The organism is Metabacillus sp. KUDC1714, from assembly GCF_014217835.1.
Classification (GTDB): Bacteria; Bacillota; Bacilli; order Bacillales; family Bacillaceae; genus Metabacillus; species Metabacillus rhizosphaerae.
Map to the genome: position 1 here is coordinate 5,465,827 of NZ_CP055263.1, position 17,483 is coordinate 5,483,309.

General features: G+C 35.4%; 11 protein-coding genes. All 11 read right to left on the minus strand.

Annotation, left to right across the window (positions count from 1 at the left end; all coding sequences use genetic code 11):
* Positions 1-60 precede the first annotated feature (60 nt).
* Positions 61-2,178, minus strand: a complete 2,118-nt coding sequence (locus HUW50_RS25205; RefSeq protein WP_185654120.1) for a rhamnogalacturonan lyase — start codon at positions 2,176-2,178, stop codon at positions 61-63.
* 499 nt (positions 2,179-2,677) lie between these two features.
* Positions 2,678-3,313 carry a YesL family protein gene (locus HUW50_RS25210; RefSeq protein ID WP_083964474.1) on the minus strand — a complete coding sequence of 212 codons (636 nt, stop codon included), beginning with the start codon at positions 3,311-3,313 and terminating at the stop codon, positions 2,678-2,680.
* A 99-nt stretch (positions 3,314-3,412) separates the two neighbouring features.
* A complete protein-coding gene (locus tag HUW50_RS25215) occupies positions 3,413-4,213 on the minus strand; it encodes a polysaccharide deacetylase family protein (protein ID WP_066327574.1) in 801 nt (266 codons plus the stop codon).
* A gap of 25 nt (positions 4,214-4,238) precedes the next feature.
* Positions 4,239-4,949 (minus strand): DUF1961 family protein, encoded by a 711-nt coding sequence (locus tag HUW50_RS25220; RefSeq protein ID WP_066327746.1) that lies wholly within the window; start codon positions 4,947-4,949, stop codon positions 4,239-4,241.
* 82 nt (positions 4,950-5,031) lie between these two features.
* Entirely contained in the window at positions 5,032-7,395 is a 2,364-nt protein-coding gene (locus tag HUW50_RS25225) for a helix-turn-helix domain-containing protein (protein ID WP_083964475.1), read from the minus strand.
* 135 nt (positions 7,396-7,530) lie between these two features.
* Positions 7,531-8,415, minus strand: a complete 885-nt coding sequence (locus HUW50_RS25230) for a carbohydrate ABC transporter permease (RefSeq protein WP_066327751.1) — start codon at positions 8,413-8,415, stop codon at positions 7,531-7,533.
* 36 nt (positions 8,416-8,451) lie between these two features.
* Positions 8,452-9,378, minus strand: coding sequence for an ABC transporter permease (locus tag HUW50_RS25235; protein WP_066327753.1), 927 nt, complete (start codon positions 9,376-9,378; stop codon positions 8,452-8,454).
* A gap of 158 nt (positions 9,379-9,536) precedes the next feature.
* A complete protein-coding gene (locus HUW50_RS25240; protein ID WP_066327578.1) occupies positions 9,537-11,060 on the minus strand; it encodes an extracellular solute-binding protein in 1,524 nt (507 codons plus the stop codon).
* 259 nt (positions 11,061-11,319) lie between these two features.
* Positions 11,320-13,929: an exo-rhamnogalacturonan lyase family protein gene (locus HUW50_RS25245; RefSeq protein ID WP_232328979.1), complete on the minus strand. Its 2,610-nt coding sequence runs from the start codon at positions 13,927-13,929 to the stop codon at positions 11,320-11,322.
* A 265-nt stretch (positions 13,930-14,194) separates the two neighbouring features.
* Entirely contained in the window at positions 14,195-15,394 is a 1,200-nt protein-coding gene (locus tag HUW50_RS25250) for an oligogalacturonate lyase family protein (RefSeq protein WP_185653477.1), read from the minus strand.
* Positions 15,395-15,409: 15 nt separating this feature from the next.
* A complete protein-coding gene (locus HUW50_RS25255) occupies positions 15,410-17,398 on the minus strand; it encodes a beta-galactosidase (protein ID WP_185653478.1) in 1,989 nt (662 codons plus the stop codon).
* Positions 17,399-17,483 lie beyond the last annotated feature (85 nt).

Genomic DNA, 17,483 nt, shown 5'->3' on the forward strand with positions numbered 1-17,483 from the left:
AAATAGTCGCTCCTTTGTTTAAATGAATATTATTGTTGAAAAGTAAACGGTTGCTAGTTATTAGCGATTAATAATCCTAAACATATCTTCACTTACAAAATAATTCCCATTCTCTAGTGAGCCTGTTATGGATACCTCAATTTCCCCATTCTCACCGTTTAGTGCACTAATGATGTCTTGTTGATTAAATTTGAGCGTGTTTCCTTTTGGAGCTCCTATTATTGTTATGTCGTTGATTTTCATTTTTACAGATGTTATTTTTGATCCTAAAGCTGTTTTCACTTTAGCTGTAACGGAATTTTCACTACTGTTTTTATTTGTATTAAGCACGTTCGGTGACACATCCACATCAATTTGTGATACAACATACATTTTTGGTGCAGATGGATTTTTCATGCCATGACCTAGATAAAAGCTTGTATGTGGCGGCTGATTATAGGCAACATTTTGCCACGAAACCCCTAAACGATAAACGCGATCATGCATAAGAGTAAAAATGCGTTGATTCGTCATGTTTGTTGTTGTATAAATCCTTAGCTCACTACTATCTGCTGCTCTCCACATTACTTCTTCACGCCAGTCACCAAATAGATCGGCCTGCAAGCTTGGATTGCCCTTTGTGTAGTTATTAGATGCTGAACCTTCTGCTGATAGTAGATTAACAGTTGTATTGTTTTCATAATCCCATTTATCAATTTTACCTGTTCCATAACCTATAGACTCATCCCAATTATGGTCTAGGAGCTCACGGGATAAGTCGCCATCCCACCAAATGCCAAAATTCGTTGATGATGGCATAGCTTCTGTTATTAATTCTCCAGTACTTGAGTATATGCCACCTCTTGCCCAAACCTCTTCACCTTCATAACGAGGATCAATATCAGCAGACATTCCTCTTCCAGTATCTCTTCCAGTAAAAATCCCCCAAAGAACTTCCCCTGAATCAGCATCTCTGTACTCCATTCCAAATGCAGAGTTTTTATCTTCATGCACTTGAAATACTTCCATACCTGGATGATTTGGATCTAAATCACCTAAATGCATCGCATCTCCATGTCCCAATCCTGTTGTATATAAGGCTTTACCGTCATCATCAATTGCCATTGCACCATAGATGATTTCATCCATTCCATCGTCATCTACATCTGCCACACTTAGATTATGATTTCCTTGGCCAGCATATCCTTCATTTCCTGGTGTGTCACTATCAAACGTCCACTCCTTCGTCAATTTTCCATCGCGAAAATTATAGGCAACTAGCATTGTTTTTTCATAATAACCACGCGCCATAATGAGGCTTGGTCTTTCACCATCAAGGTAAGCAATCCCTGCTAAGAAGCGATCCACACGATTCCCATATCCATCGCCCCAATCCGTTACGTTTCCTCTTGCTGGTTCAAAATCAGTTGTCACAAGTTCCTGGCCAGTTTCTCCATTAAAAATCGATAAGAACTCAGGCCCTTCTAATACTCTACCTTCTGCATTTCTATAATCGGCAATTGGGTCACCAATAACCTTACCTGTCGAATCCGTTGTTCCATCAGCGGTTTTTAATGCTACCTCTGATTTACCATCTCCATCTAGGTCATAAACCATAAATTGCGTATAATGGGCACCAGCTCTAATATTTTTCCCAAGGCCAATCCTCCATAAATGGCTTCCATCCATTTCATACGCATCGACAAAGACCTCACCTGTCACACCGTTTCTTGAATTGTCTTGTGAGTTCGATGGATCCCATTTTAATACAATTTCATATTGACCATCCCCATCAAGATCACCAACACTTGCGTCATTTGCATGGTAGGTATAGGTTGATCCATCTGGATTAATTCCATCGGCTGGTTTTTCTAGCGGTACTGAAAGGTAGTTTTTCCCCCATACACCAATCTCTTTTGATTTCGATTGTAATTTACCATCCAATACTGCACGTACAGTATAAGTAGAATCCGCATTCCCTTTCCTATCCAAAAAGTTTGTGTTCGATTTAATTGGTGAGGAATTTACCTTTTTCCCATCACGATATAGGTTGAAAGAAATATCTTCAGGTTCATTCCCTAACAATCTCCAGCTTATAAAAACACCATTTTCTACATTTACAGCTACTAGGCCTCGATCTAAGAATTCCATTTGATAATTTTTGTAAGAAGGATCTTGTTCAGGTGTGCTGTTTGCCATTGTTACTTGGGGAACAAACAGTGAAGCAGTTAATATTGAGCTAATTATAAATTTATTTGTTTTTCTAAATCGATTTCCTGTTTTATTAAACATAAAAAACCTCCAGATTAGATTAAAGCGAAGCGCTTTCAATAAATACTAAGTAAAATGTGAAAAAGTCTTCCATCCTAGTTTTTTTGCTTAGCTGTGAAAAAAAACAAACTATTTTGGTTATTGTAAAAACTAGTACTTTTTGCTAAAATAAAAATAGGCTATAGTACCTAATCTTTACATACTCTAGATTAGGATATTTTTGCCACTTTCCTCCTTTCCTTCATTTTGAAAACCTTTAATGAAAGACTCCTTTTTAACCTATCTGAATCTTTTTTTACAAACAACCACACTTTTTTGTTTCACCATTTTTATTACCTCTTAGCACATTTTTGAAATTTGAGATTTTTTTGTTGTAGAATTTACCCCTGCCTATCTAAAAAAATCAGGATATTAGGCAGGGATCATTCTATTTTTGGAGAGGGATCACTTCTTGCTTTTTCTCAATTTTTGAAAAGGCGAGAAGTGCAGACCACATAATGACAAATGCGGGGATGCTTCCGCAAAAAATTGGAATTAATCCAGGAATGGTTATCATTAAGAAATAAATTGCTACTATCCCAATTACCATCATGATCGTTGATAATGGGTGTAAAATCATAATAATAAATGAGTTTTTTATTGCCTGAAAAATCTTCGTTTCATAATGGACAATGACGGGGAAAAAATAAAATGATGTTAAGACATACCCAAAAAAGATCATTAACAATGGAAAATAAATTAGCCTTATCAATCCATTTGCTTCCCTAACAATAGAAAGGTCAAAATACAAAATATATCCAACAACAAACATTATGATTCCTATTAGATTGCTTATCTTGAACTCTTTCTTATATGAGGTTAGAAAAGTTTTAAAAACAGGGATATCTGTTTCCCCCATAATTAACTTTCGAATCACTGCAAGCATAGCTGTGGTTGCTGGAAAAAAACCGAAAACGATTAATCCAACAAGTGTAAATAAAATCCATAATAAGTTTACATATGCTAGTTTCATAATCCATTCTGATATTTTATAAAAGCCACCTACTAATCCATTCATTTGCATTTATATCTTCTCCTATCAACTTGTCTCATTACAAAAGACGTTATAAAAAACGAAATATCAAATTTTTAAAGTTTGTAGTCTATTTAAATTCAAATGTTTTTATATTAAAGCCACTTGACTTCCACCAGGTACATTCACTATGTTGCCATCAATACTAAGCCAAACAGACAAAACTGATGGATTATAGACAAATTGACTATCTGCAGAAAATTTTAGGTTTTGAAACGCCTTCATATAGTCAACAATTTCAATATTTGTTGCATACCAAAAATCATTTCGATTGCCGACAAATTGACAAAAACTTTCGATTAGTTCCCAGTTTTGGTCATTGTCAAACTCATAGCTATGTCCCCATACATACATCATGTATAGGTATTGTTTTTTCTGAAGGTTTATAAAATCTTCTGCGAGTTTCATTAAATTCTTATTGTGATGGCAGGTTGGATTCCATTCAAAAAAATCATCAGGCATTGAAAAATCGCCTGTTGAATGTACTGTCCTACCATACTCTATACCGAGATATGGCAAAACCTCTTTAATAAGACGATTGAAAGAACCATTCGGATAGGACAACCCTCTAACTGGATACTCGACTATTCTCTCTAAACCTTTACGATCGTCGATTATTTCCTCAACTAATTGTTCTTTTGGTGATCTTGCAATTGTTGGATGTGTAACGGTATGGGCAGAAACCTCGTGCCCATCGTACAACTCTATTATTTCCTCCTGTGAGATGCGATCTCCAACCCCTAATAACCCTGAATTAATATGGAATGTTCCCTTTATCCCATATTGATTTAAGATGTCTACTAATTTCCTATCAGCTGCTCTTCCATCATCATAGCTTAAAGTTAATACTTTATGTTTTCCTTCAGGAAATGCTAACATTACTTTTGGCATTCTATTTTTCTCTCCTTTTGTGCATTCATTTCAACTTATTTAGTTTAGACAAAATTGCCTCATGCACTTGAAAATTACGGTAAGCTGCCTTCATCGGAGCCATTTGTCGAAACCCAATTTTCCCTCCAGATAATATGCTTCCATATTCGGTTCCATCATCTACCCATTCTAATACCGGTAATTGATTGATCGTAAATTGAACGATTCCTTCATATTTAATTAGCTTCATTTTATATGGTGGTATTGCATCCTCAACAGGGGGCAAGGGATCAGCTCCAATAGCTGCTAAATGAAAGCCATAGCTTTTTCGTAAATTACAAGTTCGAAATGCTCTTTCATCAGCATGTTTATGTCGAAAATAGGATAAATGCAAAGTATTAATTGCTCCTGAATGATATTCAGGGTACCTACCGTTTCTTTTAGGAAGCTTAGGACTGAACAAATCTTCACCATTACGTCCTGTTGCAGCAAAAAATAGCATACAAAGACCAGGTTCCCTTATCGGATAAAATTCCCATTCGATTATCACTTTATCTGGAAAGTTAATTGGGCACCAAAATACCCAATGAGAATTATCTCCATGTACTGATGGATCTAATTTATTTTCTAATTGGAGACGATTTTCTTCAAAACTAACTTTTGCTTCACCTTCTATTAACCAATCAGCAATATCATTCGTTGATGACAATGAATTTAAATATAGTCTTTTTCCTCTCTCAAATAAATAGCTGTGCATCATCAAACAGTTTCCTCCAATCCTACTCATTTTAAGTGGTCACAAACCTAGTAATCTATCAAAAATATAGACTACAAACAACCTAACTGTCCTTTTCTATTTCCAGCAACTCTTTTTCTTGATGCAATTTTCGATATTGGCTTGGAGGTATACCCATCTGCTTTTTAAATATTCGATTAAAATAGCTATGACGATAACCAACCGTTTCAGCAATATCATTTATTTTCATCGTGGAATGTAACAGTAATTCCTTTGCTTTTTGAATCCTTATATCTGTTAAATAATCAATGAAATTAATCCCGACAATTAATTTGAAAGCCTTACTTAGAGAGTAAGGGCTTGTACCAGCTTCCTCTGCACAACTATCTAAAGAAATGTCATTCATATAATTTTCTTGGATCAATAAAACAACTTTTTCTACGATTCTTTTTAATTCCATATTCATTCTGCCTTCAAGTCTCTGATTAAAAGGTAGGATGATCGATTCTATAAACCACTTTGTGAAGCTTTCAATTGTATGGACCTGTGTAAGCTCCTCAAACATATCTTTACCATTATATAAATCATGCGGATGGATGCCTGCATGTAAAATTTCATGCTGGATACTGCTATACAATTGCCTTATTCCCTGTTGAATATTAATCTCATTTCTGCCATTCTCAGCAAGTTCTTCCAAAAACTGATGAATTAATTTTTCAATTCCTTCGATATGCCCCATTCTAATCGTTTGAATTATTTCTTTTTCAACTGCAAAGGGATAGCGAAAACTATTTATATCCTTTAAAGAACTCATTTCCTTAAGATCGATGATCTGATTTTTATTTTCAAAGATTCGAAGACGTTTCCACTTTTCCATTTCTTCAAAAAGATAATGGACTTTTTTGATGCTATTTGTAGATTCGCTAATTGACACAATTACTTGCAAGTTAATAATTTCATTCACTGCATCCATTACCTTATTAGCAAAGCGTTGAATATCTTCATTAATCATCGTTCCAGATGGATAAACCACTAATAAACCAACTGAAAGATCAGGGAATTTGATCACATTATATTGTTCAAAAATCTCATTAGCTAACTCTTCCATAATATTTGCAGTTAAAAAGGTGACAAGACTTTCATCATTATTTGAAAAACGATCTTTTGATTCAAACAATCCTGTTAGTTTAACATCTAGAGCAATATATTGATGATTTTCAACTACCCATCCATAACTTTTCATTCGCTTTACTAAATCTTCTTCTTTATAATGAGAAAAATATCCTTGAACAAGCTGCACAACAAAGCTATTCTTTATTTCTGTCACCTGTTCTGATAAACGATTTTGTAATAAATGACTCCTTTGTGATAGTTCTTCCCATTGTTGTTCAATTAATAAAAATTCATCTTTTCCAGTAGGTTTCCATTTTCCAGTTGTTTCGTTCATCAATTTACTCATTAAATTTCTAATTGGTGTATAGATCTGATAAGATGCAAACCAAGACATAATAATAGCTAAAATAAGAGCTAATGCACTAATAATTAATATGATTCTCGAAACAATAACGAGTGGTGCCGTAATTGATGACATAGGCGCTGCTGATACATATTTCCAATCTGAATCAACTCTATTTAAATGACCTAAAGAGACCGAATAGATTTGTTTATTAAAAGTAAATTGAAACGATTCTTTATCTTCATCATGTTTTGTTATCTCTCTTTTTAAAGCGCTTACAAACAGTTGGTCATTAGTGTTATCTGCTGAAAGTATGACCTGATTATCACCGTTCAAAATAAATGTAGCGCCTTTTCCATAGGGTGTTAGTGTTTTTAATAAATCAAGTGCTTTCTCTCTATTAATGGTAATTATAATAGAACCAAAAGGATGTTTACTAGCTGCAGGGATCGTATGAATTAAAGCTAAACTTGATTCATTTTGATCTTTTCCAGGATAATGACCCCAATAGATGTTTCCATTCTCTAAAGTCTGGTGAAATTTGCTGATTTCCTTTTCCTTTAAAAGTTGATATTCAGAATTAAAGAGGATATTTTTTTCTCCTTCTAAATAAAGGTCAACATCTTTAATAAGAGGATGTGTTCCTTGTAAACGCACTAATGTTTTTGAAATATCATATGATTCTGTAAATTGTTTAACAAGATCTATGCTTCTTAATGATTCTCCAAATCGAGGTTCGATCGCCCAACGCGATGCGGAATACTCCAAATTCCTAAATTGTTCATCAATATTTTTTGCTCTTTGTACAATTTGATCTCCATGAAGTTTACGAAGCTCGTCCTCCACTGCACCAACAGCAAGCCAATAAATAAGAACTCCGGTAATTAATCCTGGAATACTGGCAATAAGCAAAATAAGGATAAAATTTTTCTGATAATGACTAACGGTCCAATTGATTTTTTTTAGATGGTTGCCTACACTCCTTACCCCAATAAAATCCCCCCTAATCAAACATAAAACAACATTTATTTAGTCTATTATGTCACATTTCAATCATAAAAAGAAAGCGGTTTATTAAAAATGATCCAATCTTATCACTACATATGAAAGGACAATTTACTAACCATAAATTGTCCTTTCTTTCAATTATCCTTTTACAGATCCTAATAACATTCCTTTTGCAAAATGCTTCTGAAGGAATGGGTATATGATCAAGATCGGTAATGTTGCCACGACAACGACAGCAAGTTTCAATGATTGCTCTGGGGGTTCAACATATTCAGCACCCATTGAGGTCGGATCGTTTAACATCGTTTGTGAAAGGAGAATAATTTGTTGAAGCAATACTTGAACAGGCCATTTCGTATTGTCATTGATGTATAATAATGCACTAAAGAAATCATTCCAAATAGCTACGGCATAAAAGAGCGCAAAGGTTGCAAGCACTGGTTTTGATAATGGAAGCATAATTCTCCAGAAGATCCCAAATTCAGTACAACCATCAATTTTAGCTGACTCTTCTAATTCTAATGGAATATTTTGAAAAAATGTTTTGACAATAATTAAATTAAACGGATTGATCGCTAAAGGCAATATCAATGCCCAATAGGAATCCAATAATCCCAATGATTTTACCACTAAATAGGTAGGGATCATGCCTCCGCCAAATAACATTGAAAATATAATGAGATTCATAATTGTACTACGTCCCATTAAATGTTTTCTTGAAAGTGGATAAGCCATCGTAAAGGTAAAAAAGAGACATACAAGTGTTCCTACCAATGTTACACCAATCGATACTAAAATACTGCGTGTAAATGTACCTGTGGAAAATATATATTTATAGGATTCTAATGAAAATGTTTCAGGAATGATAAAAAAGCTTCTTCTTGTTAATTCAGCCTCTGTAGCAAATGATCCAGCAATAATATATAAGAATGGACAAACCATCAACAATGCGATTATTCCTAAAAAAATAAAGTTAAATACATCAAATACTCTTCCTGCTGGAGTATTGTGCATTTTTGGCATCGCCATTTGTAAGCACCTCCTCTAAGTTTAAACCTACTAAAAGATCCCTTCTTGTCCCAATTTCTTCGCAAGCTTGTTTGCACCTAAAACAAGAATGATGCCGACGACTGATTTAAACAAGCCTACTGCTGTACTATAACTATATGCACCTTGTGTAATCCCCACAAAGTAGACATACGTATCAAATACATCAGCAACACTTCGATTTAATGAATTCGACATTAAGAAAATTTGTTGAAACCCTGTATCAAGGAAGTTTCCAAGTCGCAATATAAGTAAAACTACAATTGTACTTCTAACAGCTGGAAGGGTGACATGCCACAATCTTCGAAATCGTCCTGCTCCGTCTACAATCGCTGCTTCGTACTGTTCTTGGTCAACAGAAGCTAAGGCTGCTAAGAAAATTACAGTGCCCCAACCTGTTTCTTTCCAAATGATTTGTCCCATAATTAATGGACGAAACCACTCAGGGGAGGATAAGAAATTAATTTCCTTTCCATAGAAATAAGAAACGATTTCATTCATTACCCCACCACTTGTAGTAAAAAAGATATACGTAATACTTGCAATAATGACCCATGACATAAAATGGGGTACATATATAAATGTTTGTACAGTTCTTTTATACGAATTAATTCTTAATTCATTTAATAAAAGTGATAAGATTATTGGAGCTGGAAAGAAGAATACTAAATCTAATACTGCTAGAATAAAGGTATTTCTTAATAATCTAAAAAAATCTGGGTTTTGAAAAAAGTCTATAAAATTTTCAAATCCAACCCACTCGCTACCAAAAACGCCTTTAAAAGGAGAATAATCTTGAAAGGCGATGACTATGCCCCACATTGGTGCATATTTAAAAATAAGGAAATATAGAATCCCAGGAACTAATAATAGATACAACCATCTATCCCTTTTCAAGCGTTGTAGTTTTGTAATTGTTGTTGTTTGTTTTTCACTCAATAAAGGCGTTGAGTGACTGAAATCCTGTTTAACATTTTGAGTTTTTAAAAAAGCCACTTTCGCTCCCTTCCCTTCTTTGAAGTACAATTATTTTTTGATTAAAGTCTATCTCAAAAGGGGCTGACCCTTTGATTTTGAGACAGACTTTTTTGGAATTGTCAGTTTACCTCTTTATATAATTGATTTATTTCATCAATATAATCGTCTCCGCCAGTACTACGCCATAATTCAATTGCGTCTTTAAATCCTGCTTCATCAATTTGACCAACGATAAATTTAATTTTTGCATCATTGATAATATTGTCTAATTGCTGACCCTTTTGAGCGTAAACCTCGGAAACGAGTGCTTCAGCAGGGTTTGGTACAACAATTTCTTCATTTTCCGTCTTAACGATTTCTTCTTTTTCTAACAAAGGAGTTTGTTCTGCCTGAATAAATCGATTCTCAGGTATTCCCGTCTGAAATTGATTCAAATCTGTGAACTCGTTAATAAGAGCTTCATCATTTTCCGTAAGTTCAACTAAATTACCATCTTTTAACTCGTAATGACGTCCCTCTAAGCCATTGTAGGCTAATGTTTGAGCTTCTGCTTCACTTAGCTTATCTATAAAAGCTAAAACTTTCTTCAGCTCTTCCTCTGTTTTTACGCTGGATTTAGGAATGGCAAGCATACCTGAATATCCAGATGTAGGTAAATTGTGTAGACCTGTTGGACCTTCAACAGCACCAATAACATCAATTGGCTCTTTTAAGTTCGGATTTGCTGCAATCATATCTTCTTCTGCACGATGGGCACGGTCCACGACATCGACGATCACACCTGCTTGTCCATTCAGAAGCGGGTCACCCCATTTTAGCGGATCCATTACCGCAAAATCCTCATTGATCAATCCTTCATCATAGAGCTTTTTAAAGAACTTTAACGCGTTTAAATATTCCTCTGTCATAAAATCAGGCTGCAGGTTACCATCTGCGTCTTCGCCCCACTTATTTGGAGCTCCAAACCAAGTTTGCATGATATCCCATGGACCTGTGTATTTTGAAACAACCATACCGTAAGTATCATCTTTTCCATTTCCATCTGGATCATTCTCTGTGAACGCTTTCAATACATTGTAAAAATCATCGATTGTTTTCGGGGTTTTTAAACCAACATTTTCCAACCAGTCTTTTCTAAATGTAATACCGTTTCTTCCTAATGGTCGACTACGATAGATACCGTAAATCTTTCCACCTATGGAGCTATTGTTTAATGTAATTTCATTTGCTTGACTTAAATTAGGATAATCCTTAAGATATGGCCCAAGTTCCCAAAAAGCCCCATCCTCAACTGCACTTATGAAACTAGGTATCTTTGACGGAATCATCATAATATCCGGTAGCTCTCCAGATGCTAATGTAATATTTAATTTGTCAGAATACGAGCTATTAAGAACCCAATTTACTTTTATATCTGTTTCCATAAATTTTTCAAGTTCTTTAAATACTGGACTATCTTCACCTGGTGGTTCTGGCGAATATGCCGTTGTCATAATTGATATAGTATTATTTGATTCGCTTTTTCCGGATTCTTTACTAGTTTTTTCTGAATTACTACATGCTACTAATGATGAAGAAAGAAGCATTGTTGAAAGTAATGGAAGGACAATTTTTTTACTTAATTCTTTTTTACTTTTACCCATTTAAAATCCAGCCCCCTGTATTATAATGATTTTTTATTTAGATACAATCCATCACTGTTGTGATCGGTTTGACCTCTACCTTTACATTAATTCGATTCTTTTTTTCTAACAATTATCATTTTTTGTTTTCTTTAAAACCCTTGTAAATACTGCATTTCCCCTGTGGTTTTCTACTTTTTTGTCTAGGTAATACTTTCTTGTAAGATGAAATTTTGGTTAGTTTAAGGTCAGTTACTATGTCATTATTTATCCAATACATTTATTTCATTTCATTTAGAAGTTTGATATTCTCATTATTACTTAGATGCTGATCTGAGGATAAATACTCACCAATCAATTCCAAGGCAATGATCGTATTTAAGCACCATTGGGACGTTGTATTGGTCGTAATTGTTGAAACCTCTGTCAAATGCCTCCATGCCTTAACTTCTTTTTCTTCAATTGGTAACTTCATCTCACTAATTTCTTCGTCTAATAATAACTTCCAAGCTTTTTTTGCTAGAGAAGGGTCCTTTTTCTTTGCTGCTGCAAAGGCAACCATACCTGCCGCTAACATTGGAAGACTAAACAATTTATCATGCAAAATCCCATTGCTTCTTATCAATTTTTCTTCTTCACTTAAAACGTAAAATTCACCAAATTCCACCAACATGTCATCCCATTCATCATCTTCTAATAATTGGGATAGCTCCATCCATGCTTGAGGGCCACCAAAAGCTATAACCATATGATAAGCACCAGAATTTCCATCTCCCATGTGAAGCAGTTCGTTTGTCACTGGGTTATAACCAAAGTTTGGACCTGAAAGCAAACGTAATGGTAATTGTTTTAACACTTCTATTCCAGTTGAAATTTTATCACGATAGGCTGTATTTTCTGTTCTCTCCCATTCGGAAAGCCAATTTGAACAAAACGCTGCCCAATCCGGACCTACGCGAGCATGTGTCTTATATTGATGATCTGGATAGAATTCTCTCATTGGATCTAAATTTGCAAGCGCCTGATCTGCGTCTCTTACTTCGATTAATAAATCTCTTGTTCGTTCATCCGTTGTCAAAAAGTAATAATATTTATGAAGGCCAGCCATGCTTATTCTTGCTTCCTTACAGCCACATCCCCAATGGACTACATTATGTCTAGATCCCAGACCGGCGTATTCTCCAAAGTGATACACATCTACTTCACTTGTATGCCGGGTCATCGCTTCAGCCATCATGAAGATATCTTCACGACCAGAACGTAAAAAAGCATACCATAGCCAAATATTTGGCACCAGCTCTGTATTTTGCCATGCAAATCCACCTAAATCATATCTCCATTGATGGCGGACGGAATCGTATGTATGCATCACATCTCCATAGTTCCAGAATCCATACCATCTACGTTGATCAATTTCACATTTGTAAAAGCTTATCGCCTTATCAAGTTCTAATTCTAATTGAGCTTTTATTGGATGGCTTGTATCTGGTAAACTCCAGACACCTAATGCTTTTGTTTCATAATAATAGGTTGGCTCACAGACTAATAGAGGCGGTGATTGCCATTCTTCAGCTTTTTCTACTAACTCTTCATGTGATGGTACAACAGTATAGCACTGTAAAAAAACTTCACTAGTGTTTGCTATTCCATATGGTGTTGCTCGCATTTCGTCAAATCCCTCATAGGCACTTACCACATGAGTTTCATTACTATAATGTCTTAAATCCATTGCCTCAAAGTCGGGAGACCAAAACCAGATCTTTAACTTTGTATCTGCTCTATTTAAACCGATTACTTCTAAAGTTGAAGGGAACTTCTGCCAAAAGTTTTTAACACCAATTCCTATTCCGCCACTTTCACCACCCGCATAAATTAATCCCTTGGCTCTAGTACCATGAGTTGATTCAACCCATGAATATCCATTATTTGTACGCTTCATTATTCGATAATGATCTGCTGAATCTTGTGTTAATTTAAAATCATTCCAGATTGCATTTTGTTGAACATGTTCAAGCAAAGGCTGATGTTGTTTATCAAATAAATTCACTATTTCTCCGCTAATTTGCTTTTCATATAGTCCATCGGCATTTCGATGTCTTCTCGTTAACATTAGCTGAGCAGGTTCTGAATAGATTCCTACATCACCAGCAAATCGTATATGACGATTCCATGCTTCACCACTTAGAGGAATCGAAAATTCCATCCCAAGCCCTTTAATAAAATCTGTTTGAGGATTTCCATCATAGAAAAATGTATGAACCATTTTTATCGATGAGGTTCCAGCATAAAAATAGATACGTAATTGAAAAGGCAGCCATGTTTGCTTGTGGTTACTAGAAATCGTTTCATGTTCACCATCTATTTTGATTACACATTTTACTGAACCGTTCTGTTCAACTATTGCATCTTTTATGTTGCTTTCAAGTGGGATTTCCTGAATTGTCTTTTTCCCAGAGGTCTCATCCCGCACTTCTTGGATTGAGATTAATTTCCCCTTATTCCCAATCACTTTTGAATCGCTTACAATTTCCTCAATGAAATTTGTACCTTGTTTGTTTATGATACATTGTATTTCTCCCGTATCAACAATAATTTGATTCTCTGAATCTATTACTTGTAACGGGCTTTCCGGAATTTGAGTTTTACCAACTGTTAATTCATATGACTGTTCGTTTGCTAGAAAAACTGCACTGTGTCCTGTCCATTTCACAGTTCCATCCGGCCAATAGGCCATCGGCCAGCTTTGAATAGGTGTTTTCTTACCATTATCGTCCATTAGACATAAAGTTTCTTCTCTATTTAGAATTCCCCGCTCCCACGGAACACCCCATGAAACACCTGATCGACCTTTCGGCTTATGTTTTAGCCATTTCAATTTCAAAACCAACACAACCTTTCCTGCATTATCTGAATACTTAAGACTACCTTCATTATTTTTCAGATTATTCTTTCCTTCAACCAGACTATTTTGATTCTTTTTGATCAGTACGCATTTGCAGATGGTTTTGTTAATTATCACTTTTTTGTCTTTCAACATATTTTTGCAAAAGGCAATGAATTACATAAAGTCCTGAGCTTATCAATTGAAAGCTCAGGACTTTGCAGGAGTTTTTCTATAATTTGCTTCTAAATAAACAATCATTGACACTAATAAACTACTTTGAACTTTTTAGTCTATCATCATCTAGTGTTGGCAGAGCTTCGAATTCTGGAACATCTACTAAATAAACGTTTCCATATCCGCTCATATCACTTGTATACAATATTTTTGTGCTATCTGGACTAAAGCAAGGATGAACGTGAACTTGTTGGATATGAAAACTCCCGCGATGCTTACAGAGTACTCTTGGTCCCTCCATTTTATCCTTATTTTTCTTCCATAAAAACAAACAGTCTTGATAATATTCACCATGGTAGGCAGTCGTTTGCTGGCCATCACCGACGATTAATTGAGTATCTTTTGAATGTATATGCATATTTTGGTACGGAAAATTGAAATGCTCATATTCTGTATTATCAAATTTTACTGAACCTAAAAACTTCTCATCCTTTCGATCTAATGAATCTGTATAGCCATGGTAGCCAATACGCAAACCATCTGCATGCCAATATTCATGTCCTGCATATTGATTTGGTTCTCCCTCAACTACCTTCCATTTACGCCCTGTGTCTATATCAAGCACCCAAATTCTATGATCTACTTTCTCCCAAGGTCCCTCATGACAAAAAGTTATCAAATTAGGCTGGGTTGGAGAAGCATTAACATGCCCAATCCACCGCTTTTCTTCATGAATGGTTTTTATCTCACCTGTTTCTATTGTTAGTAAACAAATCTGGCAATGTGGTCTTGCAGCTTCCGTATCCTCAAAACCTATATACCCGCCGGATAGATTGCTTTTTATCGAATTTGATAAATCTTCTGTTAGTCCGAAACAAAGGTGTTTACCGTCAGAAGTACAACTTAAATTACTAAATTGATAGCCTTTTGGGAGTTCAAAAAGTGTTGACTCATGATAGGTTTTCAGATTGATTGCCACAATGCTCCTATCTATTGTAAAATAAGCTTCCATTTTATGTGGGTTAATAAAAGTACCCTGAATTCCTTTTTTCTGATTTCGTTTTAGGTCTGTTAATTGCGTCAGATCTCCACTTAGTAAGTCTATACTATATAAATTTGTACTGTTTCCTCTGTCTGAACCAATTAATAATTTTGTGTTCCCATCATACCATGCGTTATTAGTGAAATATAAATGGTAACTATGTGAGTAATAATCAGTTAATTGTGTTATTACTACGCCAGTTAACGGGTCATGGAAACTTTTTCGTTCAGATGACCATTTCTTCCCCTTTGTCATTCAATGTTTCCTCCTTTATTTTTGAAATTCAACCATTTTGCATTCAAATGGTCCAATTTCTAATTTCCCGGATTCTATCTCTATTTTGTTTTTTATATCATACCCCTTGAAGGGTATTGTCACAGAACCGCCATTACCGTCCATATTAATCATAAACCATATTATAGAGTGGTCATTTTCTCTAGGTGCTACGATTGTTCCAGGAGTAACATCTGTTCTTTGATTAACTTCAGCTAAAATAGAGTAATGGTCGATCATCCTTTTTAAGAGAACATCTCCTTCACGCCCTATTGGCATTGCTCCAAGCATAACGATCTTCCCTTTTCCAAGCGAATGCTCTGTCAAGAATGATTTTCCTGCAGATAATCCTTCCGTAATGGTGCCAACTGAATGCTCCTCGCTGTACTCAAAAACTGTACTCCACAATCCCAAAGGTGCTGAACAGCCAAATGCAGAACCGATTGTTCCACTCTGATCCATAGGATAAGTAAAAAGCACTTTAACACCTGCTAGCTTTTCAAGTTCTCCTAATGCACGATCTGTGTGGATAGTATGTTCTTCAGTACGGCCTCCAGTTAAAGGACCTACAATCCAAATCCCGCCATTTTCAACAAAATGTTTACCACGTATCAAATAATCATCAGATAAAAAATGAATGAATGGCGTAAGGACAACTTTATATCCTTCAAAACTAGCTCCTTCAGGTATTACATCACGATGAATTCCCATTGATAATATACGCTCATAATAATTTGTTACTAAACCGCGATGATTTAACCCTTTGTGCGGCTCTGTTGCTAAAAAAACTTTTGCTCGATCAGAATAGGTGATCGCTAAATCAGCCTGTACAGGTTTTGTAGACAGAATGATTGGCTCAAATTCTTTCCGCATATGTTCAACTTCTATGACATTTTTGTATCCTACTGTTGGCTTTCCCCAAGCACTTATGACGGAGCTATGGGGCTGTTCACATCCCGTTCGTTGCTGTCTCCAAAGCCAGTAGCAAAAACCTTCGGCACCTAAGGCATAGGCAGCAGCCGCTTCAGCCTTTAAATATCCGTTTGGATGTGGTGATGCACAGCTCTCTAATGAAGCCGCAAAGGATGTACTAGTTTCCATTATCCAAAATTCTTTGCCCTTTTTAAAATTTCTCCATAAATCACAATTAATTAAATATGCAGAGAAATTTTCAATCGATGCATATGTGTCAAAGGAGGCAAAATCAAGATTTTTAAAAAGCCGCTCATTATCAACACTGAAAGCAATGCTGCTATTATGAGTTATTGGTGCACTTGAATAGGTTCTAATAACTTCAGCCTGCTGGTCAGAAAACTCTGCAATTTTTTCCATTGAAAAAATCTTATACATAGTATTTAAAGAAGAGTTATGGAGAAATGGTGCAGGACCTGGCTGGGGCACTTGTTCAAAATGATGATAGTATTCACTCCATATATGTGTACCCCAAGCTTCATTTAAATTTTCAATCGTCTTATAGCGGTTCTTCAGCCATTCATGCCATAATGATTTACATGTTTCACACATACATTCACTTACATGACACTTAAACTCATTATCGATCTGCCAACCTATTATTCCCGGGTGGTTCCCAAGTGTTTGGACAATATGCTCAGTAATAATTGCTGCTCTTTCTCTAAAATAATGATTATTAGTACATGCATGCTGTCTAGAGCCGTGTCCCATTGTTCGTCCATCACGATCAACATACATTCGCTCAGGATGCTTATATGTAAACCAGATTGGCGGAGTAGGTGTAGGTGTGCAAAATATAGTCTCTATTCCGTGTTCATAAAGCTTATTCACAATAACCTTAAAAAAACTCAGATTAATTTGGTCTTCAATTGGTTCCATTGTTGACCAAGCAAATTCTCCAATTCTAACAACATTGATTCCCGTTTCCAGCATTAGCTTAATATCCTGTTCAATGACATCCTCAGTCCATAATTCAGGATAATAAGCTGCTCCATGATAAAGTTTTTCACTCAAAATTAGCTCTTCCTTTCAAATTTTGTCGTTAACCTAAAAACCTTTCTTTTATCATAAGCAAAGGAATCATAATAAGACTATCGTA

Coding starts and splice junctions, on each gene's coding strand:
- HUW50_RS25215 (WP_066327574.1), bottom strand. CDS start 4,213: ATGCCAAAAGTAATGTTAGCATTTCCTGAAGGAAAACATAAAGTATTA.
- HUW50_RS25210 (WP_083964474.1), bottom strand. CDS start 3,313: ATGCAAATGAATGGATTAGTAGGTGGCTTTTATAAAATATCAGAATGG.
- HUW50_RS25240 (WP_066327578.1), bottom strand. CDS start 11,060: ATGGGTAAAAGTAAAAAAGAATTAAGTAAAAAAATTGTCCTTCCATTA.
- HUW50_RS25220 (WP_066327746.1), bottom strand. CDS start 4,949: ATGCACAGCTATTTATTTGAGAGAGGAAAAAGACTATATTTAAATTCA.
- HUW50_RS25205 (WP_185654120.1), bottom strand. CDS start 2,178: ATGGCAAACAGCACACCTGAACAAGATCCTTCTTACAAAAATTATCAA.
- HUW50_RS25230 (WP_066327751.1), bottom strand. CDS start 8,415: ATGCCAAAAATGCACAATACTCCAGCAGGAAGAGTATTTGATGTATTT.
- HUW50_RS25250 (WP_185653477.1), bottom strand. CDS start 15,394: ATGACAAAGGGGAAGAAATGGTCATCTGAACGAAAAAGTTTCCATGAC.